We start from the raw sequence: 20027 nt of genomic DNA on the forward strand, positions 1-20027 counted from the left end.
GCCGCTTGTTTTTGCTCCATTTTGATACGACCCCAATAAAAAGAAGTGATCGTGCACCAAGTTTGTAATTGGGGTTCGACCATTGGGATTTATTTGCTATTCCCTTGATTCGTCGCGTATATTCCGAATTCCGGCAGTCGCAGGCCCACCCGCTCCTGCCCGGCCGGCCACGTCGCGATCCACACGAAGGGGGACGACGGGCAACAAGCAAATGGTTTCAACGGCCGCGAGGCCCCCTTTCCGACGGTGTCCCCATGATCGACCACCAGCAGCCGAAGAGCGCGCTTCCCGCCGCGCAAGGTCTGTACGACCCGCAAAACGAGCACGACGCCTGCGGCGTCGGCTTCGTCGCTCACATCAAGGGCAAGAAGAGCCACGAAATCATCGAGCAGGGTCTGAAGATCCTCGAGAACCTCGATCACCGCGGCGCGGTCGGCGCCGATCCGCTGATGGGCGACGGCGCGGGCATCCTGATCCAGATTCCGGAAGCGTTCTACCGCGAGGAGATGGCGAAGCAGGACGTGACGCTGCCGCCCGCCGGCGAATATGGGGTCGGGATGATCTTCCTGCCGAAGGAAAGCGCATCGCGGATCGCGTGCGAGCAGGAGCTCGAGCGCACGGTGAAGGCGGAAGGCCAGGTCGTGCTCGGCTGGCGCGACGTGCCGGTCGACCACGCGATGCCGATCTCCCCCACGGTGAAGGGGAGCGAGCCCGTGATCCGCCAGATCTTCATCGGCCGCGGCAAGGACGTGATGGTGACGGATGCGCTCGAGCGCAAGCTCTACGTGATCCGCAAGACGGCGAGCCACCGGATCCAGGCGCTCAAGCTCAAGCACGGCAAGGAATACTTCGTGCCGTCGATGTCGGCGCGCACGGTCGTCTACAAGGGCCTGCTGCTCGCGGGCCAGGTCGGCGTGTACTACCGCGATCTGCAGGACGAGCGCGTCGTGTCGGCGCTCGCGCTCGTGCACCAGCGTTTCTCGACGAACACGTTCCCCGCGTGGGAGCTCGCGCACCCGTACCGGATGATCGCGCACAACGGCGAAATCAACACGGTCAAGGGCAACGTCAACTGGCTGAACGCGCGCACCGGCGCGATCGCGTCGCACGTGCTCGGCGACGACCTGCCGAAGCTGTGGCCGCTGATCTATCCGGGCCAGTCCGATACCGCATCGTTCGACAACTGCCTCGAACTGCTCGTGATGGCGGGCTACCCGCTCGTGCACGCGGTGATGATGATGATTCCCGAAGCGTGGGAGCAGCACACGCTGATGGACGACAACCGCCGCGCGTTCTACGAATACCACGCCGCGATGATGGAGCCGTGGGACGGCCCCGCCGCGATCGCGTTCACCGACGGCCGCCAGATCGGCGCGACGCTCGACCGCAACGGTCTGCGTCCGGCGCGCTACGTCATCACCGACGACGATCTCGTGATCATGGCGTCGGAAGCCGGCGTGCTGCCGATTCCCGAATCGAAGATCGTCAAGAAGTGGCGTCTGCAGCCGGGCAAGATGTTCCTGATCGACATGGAGCACGGCCGGATCATCGACGACAAGGAGCTGAAGGACAACCTCGCGAACGCGAAGCCGTACAAGAGCTGGATCGACGCGGTGCGCATCAAGCTCGACGAGATCGAGCCGGAGGACGAGGACGTCGCCGCCGAGCGCCGCTCGTCGGCCGTGCTGCTCGACCGCCAGCAGGCGTTCGGCTATACGCAGGAAGACCTGAAGTTCCTGATGGCGCCGATGGCGCAGCAGGGCGAGGAGGCGGTCGGCTCGATGGGCAACGATTCGCCGCTCGCCGTCATGTCGAACAAGAACAAGACGCTCTATCACTACTTCAAGCAACTGTTCGCGCAGGTCACGAACCCGCCGATCGACCCGATCCGCGAGAACATGGTGATGTCGCTCGTGTCGTTCATCGGCCCGAAGCCGAACCTGCTCGACACGAACAACATCAACCCGCCGATGCGCCTCGAAGTGTCGCAGCCCGTGCTCGACTTCAAGGACATCGCGAAGATCCGCTCGATCGATCGCTACACGGGAGGCAAGTTCAGCGCCTACGAGCTGAACATCTGCTATCCGGTCGCCTGGAACAAGGAAGGCATCGAGGCGCGCCTCGCTTCGCTGTGCGCGGAAGCCGTCGACGCGGTGAAGTCGGGCTACAACATCCTGATCGTGTCTGACCGCAAGACGGACGCCGAGAACGTCGCGATCCCGGCGCTCCTCGCGACGTCGGCGATCCACACGCACCTCGTGCAGCAGGGCCTGCGCACGAGCACGGGCCTCGTCGTCGAGACGGGCTCCGCGCGCGAGACGCACCACTTCGCGCTGCTCGCCGGCTACGGCGCGGAGGCCGTGCATCCGTACCTGGCGATGGAAACGCTCGCGAAGATGGCGCAGGGGCTGTCGGGCGACCTGTCGCCGGAGAAGGCGATCTACAACTTCACGAAGGCGGTCGGCAAGGGGCTGCAGAAGGTGATGTCGAAGATGGGCATCTCCACGTACATGTCGTACACCGGCGCGCAGATCTTCGAGGCGCTCGGCCTCGCGACCGATCTCGTCGAGAAGTACTTCAAGGGCACGGCGTCGAAGGTGGGCGGCATCGGCCTGTTCGAAGTGGCCGAGGAAGCGATCCGCCTGCACCGCGACGCGTTCGGCGACAACCCGGTCCTCGCCGATATGCTCGACGCGGGCGGCGAGTATGCGTTCCGCGTGCGTGGCGAAGACCACATGTGGACGCCCGATTCGATCGCGAAGCTGCAGCACGCGACGCGCGGCAACTCGTACCAGACGTACAAGGAATATGCGCACCTGATCAACGATCAGACGAAGCGCCACATGACGCTGCGTGGCCTGTTCGAATTCAAGGTCGATCCGATGAAGGCGATTCCGATCGACGAAGTCGAGCCGGCGAAGGAGATCGTCAAGCGCTTCGCGACGGGCGCGATGTCGCTCGGCTCGATCAGCACCGAGGCGCACACGACGCTCGCGATCGCGATGAACCGGATCGGCGGCAAGTCGAACACGGGCGAAGGCGGCGAGGACGAGAACCGCTATCGCAACGAGCTGCGCGGCATTCCGATCAAGGTCGGCGACACGCTGAAATCGGTGATCGGCGACGAGATCGTGCGCGACATCCCGCTGAAGGAGGGCGATTCGCTGCGCTCGAAGATCAAGCAGGTCGCGTCGGGCCGCTTCGGCGTGACGGCCGAGTATCTCGCGTCGGCCGACCAGATCCAGATCAAGATGGCGCAGGGCGCGAAGCCGGGCGAAGGCGGCCAGTTGCCGGGCCACAAGGTGTCCGAATACATCGGCAAGCTGCGCTACTCGGTGCCGGGCGTCGGCCTCATCTCGCCGCCGCCGCACCACGACATCTACTCGATCGAGGATCTCGCGCAACTGATCCACGATCTGAAGAACGTCAATCCGGTCGCGAGCATCTCGGTGAAGCTCGTGTCGGAAGTGGGCGTCGGCACGGTCGCGGCGGGCGTCGCGAAGGCGAAGGCCGATCACGTCGTGATCGCGGGCCACGACGGCGGCACGGGCGCATCGCCGCTGTCGTCGGTCAAGCACGCGGGCACGCCGTGGGAGCTCGGCCTCGCCGAGACGCAGCAGACGCTCGTGCTGAACCGCCTGCGCGGGCGCATCCGCGTGCAGGCCGACGGCCAGATGAAGACGGGCCGCGACATCGTGATCGGCGCGCTGCTCGGCGCGGACGAATTCGGCTTCGCGACGGCGCCGCTCGTCGTCGAAGGCTGCATCATGATGCGCAAGTGCCATCTGAACACGTGCCCGGTCGGCGTCGCGACGCAGGACCCGGTGCTGCGCGCGAAGTTCTCGGGCCAGCCCGAGCACGTCGTCAACTACTTCTTCTTCGTCGCCGAGGAAGCGCGCGAGATCATGGCGCAGCTCGGCATCGCGAAGTTCGACGATCTCGTCGGCCGCGCCGATCTGCTCGACATGCGCCGCGGCGTCGCGCACTGGAAGGCGAAGGGCCTCGACTTCTCGCGCGTGTTCTACCAGCCGGAAGGCTGCGAGGGCATCGCGCACCGTCACGTCGAATCGCAGGAGCACGGCCTCGAGCGCGCGCTCGACCACGTGCTGATCGAGAAGGCGAAGGCCGCGATCGAGAGCGGCGAGCACGTGTCGTTCATCCAGCCGGTGCGCAACGTGAACCGCACGGTCGGCGCGATGCTCTCCGGTGCGATCGCGAAGAAGCACGGCCACGACGGCCTGGCCGACGACGCGGTCCACATCCAGTTGAAGGGCACGGCGGGCCAGAGCTTCGGCGCGTTCCTCGCGAAGGGCGTGACGCTCGACCTCGTCGGCGACGGCAACGACTACGTCGGCAAGGGCCTGTCGGGCGGCCGGATCATCATCCGCCCGACCAACGATTTCCGCGGCAAGTCCGAGGAGAACATCATCTGCGGCAACACGGTGATGTACGGCGCGCTCGAAGGCGAGGCGTTCTTCCGCGGCGTCGCGGGCGAGCGCTTCTGCGTGCGCAACTCGGGGGCGACGGCGGTCGTCGAGGGCACGGGCGATCACGGCTGCGAATACATGACGGGCGGCACGGTCGTCGTGCTCGGCGAGACGGGCCGCAACTTCGCGGCCGGCATGTCGGGCGGGCTCGCGTACGTGTACGACCCGGAAGGCACGTTCTCCGCGAAGTGCAACAAGTCGATGGTCGCGCTCGATCCTGTGCTGCAGCAGGCCGAGCAGGAGCGCACGGTCGATCCCGCGCTCTGGCATGGCGGCGCGACGGACGAAGCGCTGCTCAAGGGGCTCGTCGAGCGCCACTTCCAGTTCACTGGCTCGCCGCGCGCGAAGTCGCTGCTCGAGAACTGGGATGCGGCGCGCCGCCAGTTCGTGAAGGTGTTCCCGCACGAATACAAGCGCGCGCTCGGCGAAATCGGCGCGAAGAAAGCGGGCGAGGTGCTCGCCGCCTGACGCAACGCGGCTCGACGACATAGCGAACGCGCCCGTCCGAAGCGGCGGGCGCGGGTCCCCCTTACCCGATTCAACAGATTCAGAAGAGAACCTCATGGGCAAGATCACCGGTTTTCTGGAGTACGAGCGCCGTCACGAGGCGTACGAAGCGCCGCTCACGCGCGTGAAGCACTACAAGGAATTCGTCGCGGCGTTGACCGACGAGGACGCGAAGATCCAGGGCGCGCGCTGCATGGATTGCGGCATTCCGTTCTGCAACAACGGCTGTCCCGTCAACAACATCATTCCGGACTTCAACGATCTCGTGTATCGCCAGGACTGGCGGCAGGCGATCGACGTGCTGCACTCGACGAACAACTTCCCCGAGTTCACGGGCCGCATCTGCCCGGCGCCGTGCGAGGCGGCGTGCACGCTCGGGATCAACGACGATCCGGTCGGCATCAAGTCGATCGAGCACGCGATCATCGACAAGGCGTGGGCGCAAGGCTGGGTCGCGCCGCAGCCCGCCGCGCACAAGACGGGCAAGAAGGTCGCGGTGGTAGGCTCCGGCCCCGCGGGCCTCGCCGCCGCGCAGCAGCTCGCGCGCGCGGGCCACGACGTGACGGTGTTCGAGAAGAACGACCGGATCGGCGGCCTGCTGCGCTACGGGATTCCCGACTTCAAGCTCGAGAAGTGGCTGATCGACCGCCGGATGCGCCAGATGGAAGCGGAAGGCGTGACGTTCCGCACGAGCGTGTTCATCGGCCGCGATCCGCTGCCCGAGACGATCGGCAACATGGCGAAGGAGACGATTTCGCCCGAGACGCTGAAGGACGAATTCGACGCGGTCGTGATCACGGGCGGCTCGGAGACGCCGCGCGATTTGCCGGTGCCGGGCCGCGAGCTCGCCGGCATCCATTTCGCGATGGAGTTCCTGCCGCAGCAGAACCGCGTGAACGCGGGCGACAAGGTGGCCGATCAACTGCTCGCGAAGGGCAAGCACGTCGTCGTGATCGGCGGCGGCGACACGGGCTCGGACTGCGTCGGCACGTCGAACCGTCACGGCGCGAAGCACGTCACGCAGTTCGAGCTGCTGCCGCAGCCGCCCGAGGCGGAGAACAAGCCGCTCGTGTGGCCGTACTGGCCGATCAAGCTGCGCACGTCGTCGTCGCATGAGGAAGGCTGCGAGCGCGACTGGGCGGTCGCGACGAAGCGTTTCGAAGGCAGGAACGGCAAGGTCGAGAAGCTGATCGCGGTGCGCGTCGCGTGGGTCGACGGCAAGATGCAGGAAGTGCCGGATTCGGAGTTCGAGATCAAGGCCGATCTCGTGCTGCTCGCGATGGGCTTCACGCAGCCGGCCGCGCCCGTGCTCGACGCGTTCGGCGTCGCGAAGGACGCGCGCGGCAACGCGCGTGCGGGCACCGAGGGCGATCGCGCGTACTACACGTCGGTCGACAAGGTGTTCGCGGCGGGCGACATGCGCCGCGGCCAGTCGCTTGTCGTCTGGGCGATCCGCGAAGGCCGCCAGTGCGCGCGCTCGGTCGACGCGTACCTGATGGGCAGCTCGGAGTTGCCGCGCTGAGCGGGCGGCATTCGCCAGAACGTCGTTTCGACGAACCGGGCGTCCTGCGGGCGCCCGGTTTTTTTGTGCGCGGACGCTTTGCCGCGACGCGCATCGCGAGCATCGTGCGACACGCGTCGCCCTCGGCGGCATCCTTTCATTTTTCTCCCGAAAAATTTCATTTTGTAAGAGTCGGTGCAACCTGTCATATCATGTCGGCCCTTGGCCGGCCGTGACCGGAATCAATACATAATTCGACCCTAAATCAGGAGATGATGGATGGAAGGCTTTGCGCACGCGATGATCGACGGGATCAACGCCATTCTCTGGAATTACGTGCTGATCGCGCTGCTGCTCGGCGCCGGCGCGTGGTTCACGCTGCGCTTCAGGATGATCCAGTTGCGCGCGCTGTTTCTCAGCATGCGCCTCGTCGGCAGCAAGGGCGAACCTGGCAGCATCTCGTCGTTCCAGGCGTTCGCGACCGGGCTCGCGAGTCGCGTCGGCACGGGCAACATCGCGGGCGTCGCGGTCGCGATGACGGTGGGCGGCCCAGGCGCGATCTTCTGGATGTGGGCGACGGCGCTCGTCGGGATGTCGTCCGCGTTCGTCGAGGCGACGCTCGCGCAAATCTTCAAGGTGTCGCATCATGACGGCACGTATCGCGGCGGTCCCGCGTACTACATCCAGATCGGGTTGCGCTCGCGCGGCTTCGGCGTGCTGTTCTCGCTGTCGCTGATCCTCGCGTTCGGCTTCGTGTTCAACGCGGTGCAGGCGAACGCGATCGCCGAGGCATTCAACACGTCGTTCGGCGTGAGCCGCGCCGCGGTCGGGCTCGCGCTCGTCGCGCTGACGGCGCCGATCATCTTCGGCGGGATTCGCCGGATCGCGCACGTCGCGCAGGTGATCGTGCCCGTGATGGCGATCGGCTATCTCGCGCTCGCGGGCTACGCGGTCGCGACGCACATCGCGCTCGTGCCGGACATGATCGCGCTGATCGTGAAGAGCGCGTTCGGCCTCGAGCAGGCGGCGGGCGGCCTGACCGGCTACGCGGTGAGCCAGGCGGTGTCGATCGGCGTGAAGCGGGGCCTGTTCTCGAACGAGGCCGGGATGGGCAGCGCGCCGAACGCGGCCGCGACCGCGAGCACGCGGCATCCGGTCACGCAGGGGCTGATCCAGATGCTCGGCGTGTTCGTCGACACGATCGTGATCTGCAGCGCGACCGCGTTCGTGATCCTGTTGTCGGGGCAGTACGAGCCGGGCACGTCGATGGAAGGCGCGGCGCTCACGCAGCGCGCGATTTCGAGCCACGTCGGCGACTGGGGAGGCATCTACATGGCGGTGGCGATCTTTTTCCTCGCGTTTTCTTCGGTGATCGGCAACTACGCGTATGCGGAAGGCAACGTCGGATTCGTCACGAGCCGGCGCGGCGCGCTCTTCGTGTTCCGGCTCGCGGTGCTCGGGATGGTGATGTTCGGCAGCGTCGGGCAACTGCCGCTCGTGTGGGCGATGGCCGATACCAGCATGGGGCTGATGGCGCTCATCAACCTGATCGCGATTCTGATGCTCGGCAAGTACGCGCTCGCCGCGTGGTGCGATTACCAGCGTCAGCGCGCGGCGGGCGTGGCCGATCCGGTGTTCACCCGCAGGACGATTCCCGCGCTCGCGAAGGTGCTCCCGGACGACGTGTGGGGCGAGCACGGGCCGCTGCCGCAAGGCGACAGGCTCGCGGCGGGGCGCGCTTCGGGCGTCGACGCGGCTCGGGCCGCGGGGACGGCCGGCTCCGCGCGATGACGATGGCGAGCGACCGGTTGCGCTGCTTCGTCGCGCTGACGCTCGATCGGGCGTCGCGCGACGCGCTTGCCGCGCTGCCCGTCGCCGCCGGCGCGCGGCGCACGCCGCGCGACCAACTGCACGTGACGATCGCGTTCCTCGGCGCGATCGAGCGCGCGAAGAGCGAACTGCTCGGCGCGCGCATCCCCGCGCTCGCGGCGGCCGGCGCGGTGCCGCCCGTCGACGTCGAGCGCGTCGTCTGCTGGCCGAGCACCGCGCATGCGCGGCTCGTCGTCGCGGAGCTCGCGCCGCAGCCGCCATTGCTTGCGCTCGGCGAGCGGGTGGGCGGCGCGCTGCGCGCGCTCGGCCTGCCGCCCGACAGCCGCGCGTTCAGGCCGCATGTGACGATCGCGCGGTTGCCTCGCGACGCGCATCGCGTGACGATCGACGGCGCGAACGGCGCCGAGCGCCGCACGCCGCTCGCGTTGCGGTTCGAAACGCTCACGCTCTACGAGAGCGTCCTCACGCGCATGGGCGCCGAACATCGGGTGCTCGCGGCAGCGGCGCTGCCGAAGTAAGCGCCGCCCGAGCCACGCGGGCGGATTGCTTACTGCGTACGACGCGGCTGCGGCATCGTCGAGCCCGCGCATCGCGGCTTCATCGGCGGCCCATTCGGCGACACGCGCCCATCGCGCACGCCGTGCGCCTACCGCCCGCTGCCGTACCGCGCGAGCGTCAGTCCGTCGAGATCGATCTCCGGCTCGCGCCCGGCGACGAGATCCGCCACCACCTTCCCCGATCCCATCGACATCGCCCAACCGGTCGAGCCGTGGCCGACGTTCAGCCACAAGCCGTCGATGCCGGACGGGCCGAGCAGCGGCGCGCCGTCCGGCGTCATCGGCCGGCGGCCGACCCAGAACTGCGCGTCGGCGGCGCGCGCCGCATGCGGGAACCAGTCGTCGAGCACCTTCATCAGCGTGCGCAGCGCCTGCGCACGCAGCGTCGCGCGGCGGTCGCCGAGCTCGGCCGTGCCCGCGACGCGCAGCGTCGGCCCGAAGCGCGTGATCGCGGTCTTCAGCGATTCGTCCATCAAGGCGGCGCGCGGCGCTTTTTCGGCGTCGGCGATCGGCAGCGTCGCCGAATAGCCTTTGACCGGATAGAGCGGCACGCGTACGCCCACACGCGCGAGCAGCGCCGCGCTGTCGACGCCGAGCGCGACGACGATCGCGTCCGCCGCGAGCCGCTCTTCGTGCAGCTCTTTGTGCAGCTCTTCGTGCGCACGCCGCCCCGGCTGCGGGGACGACGCGTCCGCGCGGGCGATCGTCACGCCGCACGCGCGAGCGCGCTCGATCTGCAGCGCGCGTACATCGGTGCCGAAGCGGAACCGCACGCCGTTCGCCTCGCAGATCGCGCGCAACTGGCGCGTGAAGTGCGCGCAGTCGCCCGCCTCGTCGTCGGGCAGATGGAGCCCGCCGACGGGCCGCACGTTCGCCCAGCGCAGGCCGGGCTCGATGCGCGCGCATTCGTCGGCGCTCACCTCGCGATGCGCGATTCCCGCGTCGCGCAGCACCGCGAGCGCGGGCTGCGCGAGCTCGACGTCGAACGCGCTGCGAAAGAGCTGCAGATAGCCCTGGCTCGCGCCATAGTCGAACGGGTGGCGGCTGCGGAACGCGTGCAGGCAACTGCGGCTGTAGTACGCGACGCGCTGCATCCGCTGCTTGTTCACGCGGAACCGCGCGAGCTCGCATTCGCGCAGCCAGCGCGCGATCCAGCGCCATTGCGCGGGGTCGAGCGTCGGCCGGAACACGAGCGGCGACGCCGGCTCGAACAGGTACTTGAGGATCTTCGCGGGCATGCCGGGCGCGGCCCACGGCGTCACGTAGCCGGGCGCGATGATGCCGGCGTTGCCGCGGCTCGTCGCGAGCGCGACGTCGGCCTCGCGCTCGATCACGGTGACGTCGAAGCCCGCCTCGCGCAGGTGGAACGCGGTGGCGACGCCGATCACGCCGGCGCCGAGAACGATCGTATGCATGTCGGTTCGAAGCGATGCGCGCTCAATGCGCGGCGCCGGCGTGCTCGACGAGCGACTTGCCCCTCGTCTCGGGCAGCGCGAGCGCCGCGACGATCACGAGCAGGTAGCCGCCGCCCGCGACGAGGCCGATCGCCTTCACGAGCGACATCGATTGCGACAGCGAGCCGACGAGAATCGGAAAGAACGAGCCGATCCCGCGGCCGAGGTTGTAGCAGAAGCCCTGGCCCGAGCCGCGGATCGCGCCCGGATACAGCTCCGACAAGTATGCGCCGATGCCCGCGAAGATGCCCTGCACGACGATGCCGAGCGGAAAGCCGAGCAGCAGCATCGCGGCATCGGTGATCGGCAGCATCGTGTACGCCATGCCGAGCGTGAACGAGCCGACCGCGAACAGCACGAACGATGCGCGCCGCCCGATCCGGTCGGACAGGAGCGCGCCGACCAGATAGCCGCAGAACGACCCGGCGATCAGCACGATCAGATAGCCGCTCGTGTTGAATACGGATAGATGCCGGACCGTCTTCAGATAGGTCGGCAGCCAGGTCGTGATCGCGTAGTAGCCGCCGAGCATGCCGGTGCAGAGCGCGCTGCCGAAGAGCGTCGTCTTCAGGTGCGCGCGATCGAAGATCTGCAGGAAGTGCGCGCGGTCGACGCCGCGCTCGCGCGCGCGGCGGGCGGCGACGTAGATGTCGGGGTCGCTCACGTTGCGGCGGATGTAGAGAATCCACAGCGCGGGGACGATGCCGATCCAGAAGCACGCGCGCCACGCGTGCGGCTCGGGCAGCAGCGCGAAGAACGCCCAGTACAGCACGGCGGCCGCCGCCCAGCCGAACGACCAACTGCTCTGCACGGTGCCGACCGCCTTCGCGCGATGCTCGGGCGAGCGGATCGTCTCGGCCATCATGATCGTGACGACCGACCATTCGCCGCCGAAGCCGAAGCCTTGCAGCGTGCGCGTGGCGAGCAGTTGCCAGAACGAATGCGTGAAGCCGGACAGGAACGTGAACAGCGCGAACGTCGCGATCGTCCATTGCAGCACGCGCACGCGGCCGTAGCGGTCGGCGAGGATGCCGGCGAGCCAGCCGCCCACCGCGGACGAGATCAGCGAGCTCGTCGCGATCATGCCCGCTTCGCTTTTCGACATCCCCCACGCGGCGATCAGCGACGGAATCAGGAACGAGTAGATCATGAAGTCGAACGCGTCGACGGCATAGCCGCCGAAGCCCGCGTAGAGCGTGCGCCGCTCGCGCGCCGACAGCTCGTGAAACCACTGGAATGCCTGCATGCGCGCCGCTCCTCTCGCTTTCGTCGTCGTCGCGCGTTCGTCGCGCGCGATGCGGGCTATTGTACGAGCGCGGCGACGGCGGAAAAAAATGTGATCGGAGCGGCCGCGGCATCGGACGCGCGCCGCGCATCGCGATGCGGTTGCGGCGCGCGGTTGGGGACGCGTCGCGTGTGGAATGCCGAAGCCGAAGCGGCCGTACGAACCATTTCGTCAATCGGCCGGCGCGTTCGGCCGGGCGTCAACCGAGCGTCAGCCCGCCGTCGACGTGAATCACCTGCCCGGTGACGTGGCGCGCTTCGTCGGAGAGCAGAAACGCGATCAGCGCGGCAACATCGTCCGGCTCCGCGATGCGGCCGGGCGGCGTCGCCTCGTTCGCGCGCCGCCACGCGGCCGCGTTCGCCTCGCTCGGCCCGCGGTCCTTGCGCGTGTAGCCGGGGGCGACCGCGTTGACCGTCACGTGCCGCGGCGCGAGCTCGGCGGCCGCCGTCTTCACGAGCGATTCGAGCGCGGCCTTCGCGGCGGCTGTCGCCGCGAACGGCATGTCGGCGCGATAGCGGTGCGCGACGAACGAGCTGACCGCGACGATCCGCGCGCGAGACGATCGAACGAGCGCCGGCCGCGCGGCGTCCACGAGCGCCGCGAACGCGCCCGGCATCGCCGCGAACGACGCGGCGAGCGCATCGGGCGCAAGGCCCGCGAGCGGCTGACGCACCGCGTAGCCCGCATTCGCGGCAACGTGATCGAGCGCGCCGAACGCGTCGAGCGTCGCGCCGACGAGCCGCGTAGCCGCGCCGGCACAGGCGAGATCCGCGACGAACGTCGCGCATGCGGCGCCCGCTGCGCGGCATCGGTCGGCGACGGCGGCGAGCCGCTCGCGCGCGGCTTCGTCAGCGCCGCGCGCGTGCAGCATCAGCGCGGCGCCGGGTGCGGCGAGCCTCGCTGCGAGCGCCGCGCCGATCCCCGAGCCCGCGCCCGTGATCAGCGCGACCCGCGCGTGCGCGGCGCTCACGCGGCCACGCGCGCTTCGTCGCGGCGCACGTCGAGCGTCTGCTGATGGAACGACGCGACCGATTCGCGATGCGCGATGCTGACGATCGCCGCCTTCGGCAGCCGTTCGTCGAAGAGCCGGTAGAGGCGCGCCTCGTTGTCCGCGTCGAGCGCGCTCGTCGCCTCGTCGAGGAACAGGTAGTCGGGCTTGTGCAGCAGCACGCGCGCGCCCGCGAGGCGCTGCTGCTCGCCGGGCGACAGGGTGCGCGTCCAGTGGCCCGTCTCGCCGAGCCGCTCGGCGTAGTCGGCGAGACCGCACGCGCGCAACGCGTCGCGGCATGCGTCGTCGCTGAACGCGTCGACGGCCGACGGATACGCGAGCGCCGCCTTCAGCGTGCCGATCGGCAAATAGCTCTGCTGCGGAACGAACATCATCCGCGCGGCGACGGGCGCGTCGATCGCGCCGTCGCCGAACGGCCAGAGGCCCGCGAGCGCGCGCATCAGCGTGCTCTTGCCGGAGCCGGACGGCCCGCGCACGAGCCAGCGCGAGCCGGGCTCGATCGCGATGTCGCCGATCGACGCGAGCGCCGCGCCGTTCGGCAGCGCGAGCTTCAGGCCCGACGTCGTGATCTGCTGCGCGTCGACGTAGTGCAGGTTGATGCCGCCGCGCTCGGTCGCGGGCGACATCGATTCCTTCAGATGCGACGCGCCCATCACGCGCTTGAACTCGCGCAGACGGTTGACGGTCGCGCGCCACTCGGCGAGCGTGCCGTAACTGTTGATGAACCACGAGAACGAATCGCTGACGGTGCCGAACGCGCGGCTGATCTGGATCAGCACGCCGAACGTGAACGCGCCCGCGAAGTAGCGCGGCGCGGCGACCGCGATCGGAAAGAGGCTCGCGAGCTGCGCATAGAAGTTCAGCACGAACGTGAGCCGCTTCGTGTAGCGCATCACGCGCCACCAGTTTTCGCGGATACGCTGGAACAGGTTCTGCTCGTGCGAGGTCTCGACGGGCTCGCCGTTGTAGAACGCGATCTGCTCGGCGTTCTCGCGGATGCGGATCAGGCTGAAGCGGAAGTCCGCCTCGACGCGCTGCTGCTGGTAGTTTATCGACACGAGCGGATGGCCGAAGCGGTGCATCACGTACGAGCCCGCGATCGCGTAGATCATCGCGACCCACACCATGTAGCCGGGGATCGTGATCGCGTGGCCGCCGAGCGAGATCGTCGCCGCGCCGGCGATCGACCAGAGGATCGTCGCGAACGAGATCAGCGTGACGACCGTCGACAGCAGGTCGAGCGACAGCGACAGCGTCGTCGACGCGAGCGACTGCAAGTCGTCCGCGATCCGCTGGTCGGGGTTGTCGGCGAGCCGGTCGCGCTCGATCCGGTAGAAGTTGCGATCGCCGAGCCATTCGTTCAGGAAGCGCGTCGTGAGCCACTGCCGCCAGCGGAAGCCGAGCATCTGCCGCAGATACAGGCTGTACACCGCGAGGATGATGAACGCGAACGCGAGCACGGCGAACGTCATCAGCAGGCTCGGGAAGTCGCGCACATCCTTCGATTGCAGCGCGTTGTAGAACGACGCGCTCCACGAGTTGATCCGCACGTTGATCCACACGAGCGTGAGGTTGATCGCGACGATCGTGACGAGCAGTCCCCACGCGACCTTCCATTCCTCGGAGACCCAGTAGGGCTTGATGAGGCTCCACGTGGAGACCGGGGATCGGGATTGCGTCGGGTCGTCCGGGACGAGGGCGAGGGCTTGCATCGATTGAGTCATGAGCTTCCTGATATGAGGCCGGCAACGCCGGGCCAACGCGCGCGCCGCGCCCGGCGCGTGCGTTCGGCGCCGCGCGCGGCATGCGTGCCGCGGATTCTGGCGAGCATGCCTTAAACGGCGCTTAACGCCGGGAACGGCACTGGCTCGGCGCGCGGCGACGATGTCGCCCATGCGCCGGTTCCAGCGGCATTGTGCCAGCGCCGCCGCGCGGCGGGCGAATTTGCCGCAGCGCGAGGTTTGCGGCCGTTTCCGCTTTTATGGTCTAATGACCGCCGACGAAACAGGGGTGCTTTGCTGCGCGCCCCGGCCTGCCGGATCGGCAGGGCCGGATGCGCGGCGAGGCTGAGAGAGACCCTTCGCACCCGATCCGGGTAATACCGGCGCGGGAAGTTTCCGATCCCGCCGGGCCATGCCCGCCGCCGCCGTTTCGGCGAGCCGCGCGCATCACGGTCCCGGCCGGCCTCAGTCGCCGGTTTCGTCCTTTTGAGTGCGCAACTTCGCGCGTGGCGGAAGGTATCGATGACCGTGCAATCTTCAGTTCTTTTGCGTCGCTGCGAGCCGTCGGCCGCGGCGGCTTCCCCGGCTCCCGCTGCGAGCCGCTCCCCGGTGACGAACACGGCGGACGGATGCGATGAACATGCGTGCGTCTGAACCCGATTTCGCGGTGCTGGGCGGCGGCCTCGTCGGCCGTCTGATCGCGTGGCGCCTCGCGGGCGCGGGGCACCCCGTGTCGCTCTACGAGCGCGGTGACGCGGCGGGCTCGGGCTCGGCCGCGTGGATCGCGGCCGCGATGCTCGCGCCGCTCGCCGAAGCCGCGAGCGCCGAGCGCTTCATCACCGATCTCGGCGTCGCGTCGCTCGATCGGTGGCCGGGCTGGCTCGCCGAGCTGCCGGAGCCCGTGTTCTTCCAGCGCAACGGCACGCTCGTCGTCTGGCACCACGCGGACCGGGCGGAAGCGCCGCTCTTCGAGCGCCGCGTGCGCGCGAATGCGAGCGCCGAGCTGCTCGACGGCGGCCTCGTCACGCTCGCGGGCGCACAGGTCGACGCGGCCGAGCCGGCGCTCGCCGGACGCTTCGCGCACGGCCTGCTGCTGCCGCGCGAAGGCCAGCTCGACAGCCGCCAGGTGCTGCACGCGCTCGCCGCGGGCCTCGCCGAGCGCGGCGTCGACGCGCACTGGAACGTCGCCGTCGCGCCCGACGCCGCGCCTGCCGCGCGCATCACGATCGACTGCCGCGGGCTCGGCGCGAAAGCGCAGATGCCGGCGCTGCGCGGGATCCGCGGCGAAGTCGCGCGCGTGCATGCGCCCGGCATCGGCTTGACGCGCCCGGTGCGGCTGCTGCATCCGCGCTATCCGCTCTACGTCGCGCCGAAGGAGAACGATCTTTACGTGATCGGCGCGACCGAGATCGAAGGCGAGGACATGTCGCCCGTCAGCGTGCGCTCCGCGCTCGAGCTGCTGAGCGCCGCGTTCTCGGTGCATCCGGCGTTCGGCGAAGCGCGTATTCTCGAACTGAATGCGCAGTGCCGGCCGACGCTGCCCGACCATCGTCCGGCGCTCGTCTGGGACGGCGGCGCGACGCTCGCGGTCAACGGCCTGTACCGGCACGGTTTCATGATCGCGCCGGAAATCGCCGATGCCGCGGCCCGCTTCGCGCAGGCGCTCGTCGAGCGCACCGTGAAGGACGCCGACACGTTCGCCGCGTGGCGGCGCGACGCGCGCTGGCCGGCGCTGCTGCAGCACCGGGCGGCGCACGCGAGCGTGTGAGCGCCCGGCGATCCGGTCAAATCCGATCCATCGACATCGACAGCCATCATGGACATCCAGGTCAACCAACAGACGCTCTCGCTGCCCGACGGCGCGACGCTCGCCGACGCGCTCACCGCATACGGCGCGCGTCCGCCTTTCGCGGTCGCGGTCAACGGCGCGTTCGTCGCGCGCACGCAGCATGCGGCGCGCACACTCGCCGCGGGCGACAAGCTCGACATCGTGCATCCGGTCGCGGGCGGCTGACGCGCCGACGCGCGAGCATCGCCCCCGCCCCCCGTTTCCACAGGATCTTCCGATGAAGCCTCTTTCTTCTGCCGATACGCTCACGCTGCACGGCCAAACCTTCGCGAGCCGCGTGCTGCTCGGCACGTCGCGCTATCCGTCGCTGCAATCGCTGTCCGATTCGATCGCGGCCGCGCGGCCGGGCATGGTGACGGTCGCGCTGCGGCGCCAGATGAACGCCGGCGGGGCCGAGGCCGGCTTCTTCGACCTGCTCAAGCGCCACGACGTGCCGCTGTTGCCGAACACGGCCGGCTGCCAGACGGTGGCCGAGGCGGTGACGACGGCACAGATGGCGCGCGAGGTGTTCGGGACCGACTGGATCAAGCTCGAGCTGATCGGCGACGACTACACGTTGCAGCCGGACCCGATCGGCTTGATCGAGGCGGCGACGCTGCTCGTGAAGGACGGCTTCAAGGTGCTGCCGTACTGCACCGAGGATCTCGTGATGGGCCGGCGCCTGCTCGACGCCGGCTGCGAGGCGTTGATGCCGTGGGGCGCGCCGATCGGCACCGGCAAGGGCGTCGTGAACCCGTACGGGCTGCGCGTGCTGCGCGAGCGGCTGCCGGACGTGCCGCTCATCGTCGACGCGGGGCTCGGCGTGCCGTCGCATGCGTGCCAGGTGATGGAGTGGGGCTTCGACGGCGTGCTGCTGAACACGGCCGTGTCGCAGGCGACGCATCCGGAAATCATGGCGCGCGCGTTCGCGCGGGGCGTCGAGGCGGGGCGCGCGGCCTATCTCGCGGGGCCGATGGATGCGCGCGAGAGCGCGCACGCGAGCACGCCCGTCGTCGGCATGCCGTTCTGGCACCAGGACGGGAGCCACGCATGAGCGCCGCGCTGCCCGACGCGTTCTGGCCTCCCGCCGACGAGCTCACCGAAGCCGCCGAGCGGATTCGCGCGACGCTCGGCGTGTGGCCGCGGCCCGATGCGCGCACGCGAATCTGTCTCGCGCCGCCCGAGCATCCGCGTGCGGGCGACCTGTGGGTCGCGACCGCGGGCGAGGCCGGCGCGCACGCTGCGCACCTCGCGCGGCTGACCGCGGCGGGTGCGCAGGCGATCGTCATCGACGACGTGTCGGCGACGCTCCACACGGGCGCGGCGCGCCATGCGCTCGCCTCGCGCGCGCCGCTCGCCGACGACTGGATCGCGGCGCTCGCCGCCTTTCTCGATTGCGGCTTCGCCGCGCCCGACGCGCTCGTGCTCGCGCTCGCGTGGCGCGACGGCGACGAGGCGCGCGGCGACGATCCGTGGCCCGTCGAGCCGGCGCGCTTTCCGCGCGTGCTCGGCGTGCCCGCCGCGCCCGAGCCTGCGTTTGCGCCGTGCCCGCAGCGGCTCGGCCTGTATCCGGTGCTGCCGAGCGCCGAATGGGTCGAGCGCGTGCTCGACTGCGGCGTGCGGACCGCGCAGTTGCGCGTGAAGGACGCGTCGCCCGACGCGCTGCGCGCGGAGGTCGCGCGGGCCGTCGCCGCGGGCCGCCGCCATCCGGACGCGCGCGTGTTCATCAACGATCACTGGCGGCTCGCGCTCGACGCGGGCGCGTACGGCATCCACCTCGGCCAGGAGGATCTGGAGACCGCCGACCTTTGCGCGATCGCGCAGGCGGGCGTGCGGCTCGGCCTGTCGAGCCACGGCTACTACGAAATGCTCGTCGCGCTGCAATTGAAGCCGAGCTACCTCGCGCTCGGCCCGGTGTTCGCGACCGCGACGAAAGCGGTTGCCGCACCGCCGCAGGGCCTCGCGCGGCTCGCGCGCTACGCGCGCTTCGCGGGTCCGCAGGCGCCGCTCGTCGCGATCGGCGGAATCGCCGTGGACACGCTCGGCGCGGTGCTGGCGGCGGGCGTCGGCAGCGCCGCCGTCGTCAGTGCGATCACGGGCGCGGACGATTATCGGGCGGAGATTATTGCAATGCAGCAAAATTTCGCATGATAATTTGACAATCTCTGACTGGAGCGCGTGAGCGGCCTTGACGACATCATTCCGATGCAGGCCCTATAATTCGGCGTTCTGCGTATAAGGATTGTCAGCTCCGTGAGCTCCTCCTCCGAGTCCCTGCTAGAGCTTCGCGACGTCGATTTCGGCTACGGCGAGCGTCTCGTCCTGTCGAACCTGAACATGCGCTTCGCGCGCGGCCGGGTGGTCGCGGTGATGGGCGGTTCCGGCTGCGGCAAGACCACCGTGCTGCGCCTGATCGGCGGGCTCGTGCGCGCGCGCCGCGGCCAGGTGCTGTTCGACGGCGCCGACATCGGCGCGCAGACGCGCGACGGGCTGTACGCGCTGCGCCGCAAGATGGGCATGCTGTTCCAGTTCGGCGCGCTCTTCACCGACATGTCGGTGTTCGACAACGTCGCGTTCGCGCTGCGCGAGCATACCGACCTGCCCGAAGAGCTGATCCGCGATCTCGTGCTGATGAAGCTCAACGCGGTCGGCCTGCGCGGCGCGCGCGACCTGATGCCGTCCGAGGTGTCGGGCGGGATGGCGCGGCGCATCGCGCTCGCGCGCGCGATCGCGCTCGACCCGCAGCTCATCATGTACGACGAGCCGTTCGCGGGCCTCGACCCGATTTCGCTCGGCATCACCGCAAACCTGATCCGCACGCTGAACCACGCGCTCGGCGCGACGTCGATTCTCGTCACGCACGACGTGCCGGAATCGTTCGCGATCGCGGATTACGTGTACTTCCTGGCGAACGGCGGCGTGCTGGCCGAGGGCACGCCCGACGCGCTGCGCGCGTCGACCGATCCGAGCGTGCGCCAGTTCATCGACGGCGCGCCGGACGGCCCGTTCAAATTTCACTACATGAGCCAGCCGCTCGCGGCGGACTTCGGACTTGGCGGAGGGCGCAGATGATCAGCGCGATCGGGCGTTTCGTGATCGGCGGACTCGGGCGCACGGGCTATGCGACCCGGATGTTCTTGCGCGTCGTGCTCGAATTCTTTTCGCTGTTGCGGCGGCCACGGCTCGTCACGAAGCAGATCCACTTCCTCGGCAATTATTCGTTCGTGATCATCGCCGTGTCGGGCCTGTTCGTCGGCTTCGTGCTCGGCCTGCAGGGCTACTACACGCTGAACCGCTACGGCTCCGAGCAGGCGTTGGGCCTGCTCGTCGCGCTGTCGCTCGTGCGCGAGCTCGGCCCCGTCGTGTCGGCGCTGCTGTTCGCGGGCCGCGCGGGCACGTCGCTCACAGCCGAGATCGGACTGATGAAGGCGGGCGAGCAACTGACCGCGCTCGAGATGATGGCTGTCGATCCGCTGAAGAACGTGATCGCGCCGCGGATGTGGGCGGGCGTCATCGCGATGCCGCTGCTCGCGGCGATCTTCAGCGCGGTGGGCGTGCTCGGCGGCTACATCGTCGGCGTGCTGCTGATCGGCGTCGATCCCGGCGCGTTCTGGTCGCAGATGCAAGGCGGCGTCGAAGTGTGGGCCGACGTCGGCAACGGCGTGCTCAAGAGCGTCGTGTTCGGCTTCGCCGTCACGTTTATCGCGCTGTTTCAGGGTTACGAAGCGAAGCCGACGCCCGAGGGCGTGTCGCACGCGACGACCAAGACTGTCGTGTACGCGTCGCTTGCCGTACTCGGCCTCGATTTCCTGCTGACCGCGTTGATGTTCAGCTAAGCCTTTTCTGGG

The 20027-nt window shown here is 68.9% G+C and carries 14 protein-coding genes and 1 riboswitch; of the genes, 10 read left to right on the forward strand and 4 right to left on the reverse strand.

Annotated elements, in window-relative coordinates:
• Positions 1-254: 254 nt before the first annotated feature.
• The 4 genes from AQ610_RS01825 (at position 255) to thpR (ending at position 8843) form a co-directional block, all read left to right on the forward strand.
• Complete coding sequence (locus tag AQ610_RS01825; protein ID WP_006029326.1) at positions 255-4955, forward strand: glutamate synthase-related protein; 4701 nt, start codon at positions 255-257, stop codon at positions 4953-4955.
• 94 nt (positions 4956-5049) lie between these two features.
• Positions 5050-6516: a glutamate synthase subunit beta gene (locus AQ610_RS01830; RefSeq protein ID WP_006029327.1), complete on the forward strand. Its 1467-nt coding sequence runs from the start codon at positions 5050-5052 to the stop codon at positions 6514-6516.
• A 258-nt stretch (positions 6517-6774) separates the two neighbouring features.
• A complete protein-coding gene (locus AQ610_RS01835; RefSeq protein ID WP_006029328.1) occupies positions 6775-8286 on the forward strand; it encodes an alanine/glycine:cation symporter family protein in 1512 nt (503 codons plus the stop codon).
• Positions 8283-8843, forward strand: coding sequence for an RNA 2',3'-cyclic phosphodiesterase (thpR, locus tag AQ610_RS01840; protein ID WP_043283298.1), 561 nt, complete (start codon positions 8283-8285; stop codon positions 8841-8843). The genes AQ610_RS01835 and thpR overlap by 4 nt, the downstream gene beginning before the upstream one ends.
• A gap of 128 nt (positions 8844-8971) precedes the next feature.
• Here thpR and AQ610_RS01845 read toward each other — a convergent pair whose 3' ends face one another.
• From AQ610_RS01845 to AQ610_RS01860, 4 genes are all read right to left on the reverse strand, one after another.
• Entirely contained in the window at positions 8972-10297 is a 1326-nt protein-coding gene (locus AQ610_RS01845; RefSeq protein ID WP_006029330.1) for a D-amino acid dehydrogenase, read from the reverse strand.
• A gap of 22 nt (positions 10298-10319) precedes the next feature.
• Positions 10320-11582, reverse strand: a complete 1263-nt coding sequence (locus tag AQ610_RS01850; RefSeq protein WP_006029331.1) for an MFS transporter — start codon at positions 11580-11582, stop codon at positions 10320-10322.
• A 238-nt stretch (positions 11583-11820) separates the two neighbouring features.
• Positions 11821-12591, reverse strand: a complete 771-nt coding sequence (locus tag AQ610_RS01855; protein WP_006029332.1) for an SDR family NAD(P)-dependent oxidoreductase — start codon at positions 12589-12591, stop codon at positions 11821-11823.
• On the reverse strand, positions 12588-14354 hold the full coding sequence (locus AQ610_RS01860) for an ABC transporter ATP-binding protein/permease (protein ID WP_009913796.1): 1767 nt from the start codon (positions 14352-14354) through the stop codon (positions 12588-12590). Before AQ610_RS01860 ends, AQ610_RS01855 begins: the two co-directional genes overlap by 4 nt.
• Before the next feature lie 272 nt (positions 14355-14626).
• Positions 14627-14760, forward strand: a riboswitch (TPP riboswitch).
• 225 nt (positions 14761-14985) lie between these two features.
• Between AQ610_RS01860 and AQ610_RS01865 the strand changes: the two genes are divergently transcribed.
• From AQ610_RS01865 to mlaE, 6 genes are all read left to right on the forward strand, one after another.
• Positions 14986-16119: an FAD-dependent oxidoreductase gene (locus AQ610_RS01865; RefSeq protein WP_043283299.1), complete on the forward strand. Its 1134-nt coding sequence runs from the start codon at positions 14986-14988 to the stop codon at positions 16117-16119.
• A gap of 48 nt (positions 16120-16167) precedes the next feature.
• The gene (gene thiS, locus AQ610_RS01870) at positions 16168-16365 is read left to right on the forward strand and encodes a sulfur carrier protein ThiS (RefSeq protein ID WP_006029337.1); all 198 of its coding nucleotides are present in this window, start codon (positions 16168-16170) and stop codon (positions 16363-16365) included.
• A gap of 52 nt (positions 16366-16417) precedes the next feature.
• A complete protein-coding gene (locus AQ610_RS01875; RefSeq protein WP_006029338.1) occupies positions 16418-17233 on the forward strand; it encodes a thiazole synthase in 816 nt (271 codons plus the stop codon).
• A complete protein-coding gene (thiE, locus tag AQ610_RS35710) occupies positions 17230-18330 on the forward strand; it encodes a thiamine phosphate synthase (protein ID WP_006029339.1) in 1101 nt (366 codons plus the stop codon). The genes AQ610_RS01875 and thiE overlap by 4 nt, the downstream gene beginning before the upstream one ends.
• A 102-nt stretch (positions 18331-18432) precedes the next feature.
• Complete coding sequence (locus AQ610_RS01885) at positions 18433-19251, forward strand: ABC transporter ATP-binding protein (protein WP_006029340.1); 819 nt, start codon at positions 18433-18435, stop codon at positions 19249-19251.
• Positions 19248-20015 carry a lipid asymmetry maintenance ABC transporter permease subunit MlaE gene (gene mlaE / locus AQ610_RS01890; protein WP_006029341.1) on the forward strand — a complete coding sequence of 256 codons (768 nt, stop codon included), beginning with the start codon at positions 19248-19250 and terminating at the stop codon, positions 20013-20015. Before AQ610_RS01885 ends, mlaE begins: the two co-directional genes overlap by 4 nt.
• Positions 20016-20027 lie beyond the last annotated feature (12 nt).

This window comes from Burkholderia humptydooensis, from assembly GCF_001513745.1.
In the GTDB taxonomy this organism is placed as follows: Bacteria; Pseudomonadota; Gammaproteobacteria; order Burkholderiales; family Burkholderiaceae; genus Burkholderia; species Burkholderia humptydooensis.

Bases quoted from the DNA above. Each gene is read 5' to 3' on its own strand.
- AQ610_RS01825 (WP_006029326.1), top strand. From the start codon at position 255: ATGATCGACCACCAGCAGCCGAAGAGCGCGCTTCCCGCCGCGCAAGGT.
- AQ610_RS01830 (WP_006029327.1), top strand. From the start codon at position 5,050: ATGGGCAAGATCACCGGTTTTCTGGAGTACGAGCGCCGTCACGAGGCG.
- AQ610_RS01835 (WP_006029328.1), top strand. From the start codon at position 6,775: ATGGAAGGCTTTGCGCACGCGATGATCGACGGGATCAACGCCATTCTC.
- thpR (WP_043283298.1), top strand. From the start codon at position 8,283: ATGACGATGGCGAGCGACCGGTTGCGCTGCTTCGTCGCGCTGACGCTC.
- AQ610_RS01845 (WP_006029330.1), bottom strand. From the start codon at position 10,297: ATGCATACGATCGTTCTCGGCGCCGGCGTGATCGGCGTCGCCACCGCG.
- AQ610_RS01850 (WP_006029331.1), bottom strand. From the start codon at position 11,582: ATGCAGGCATTCCAGTGGTTTCACGAGCTGTCGGCGCGCGAGCGGCGC.
- AQ610_RS01860 (WP_009913796.1), bottom strand. From the start codon at position 14,354: ATGACTCAATCGATGCAAGCCCTCGCCCTCGTCCCGGACGACCCGACG.
- AQ610_RS01865 (WP_043283299.1), top strand. From the start codon at position 14,986: ATGAACATGCGTGCGTCTGAACCCGATTTCGCGGTGCTGGGCGGCGGC.
- thiS (WP_006029337.1), top strand. From the start codon at position 16,168: ATGGACATCCAGGTCAACCAACAGACGCTCTCGCTGCCCGACGGCGCG.
- AQ610_RS01875 (WP_006029338.1), top strand. From the start codon at position 16,418: ATGAAGCCTCTTTCTTCTGCCGATACGCTCACGCTGCACGGCCAAACC.
- thiE (WP_006029339.1), top strand. From the start codon at position 17,230: ATGAGCGCCGCGCTGCCCGACGCGTTCTGGCCTCCCGCCGACGAGCTC.
- mlaE (WP_006029341.1), top strand. From the start codon at position 19,248: ATGATCAGCGCGATCGGGCGTTTCGTGATCGGCGGACTCGGGCGCACG.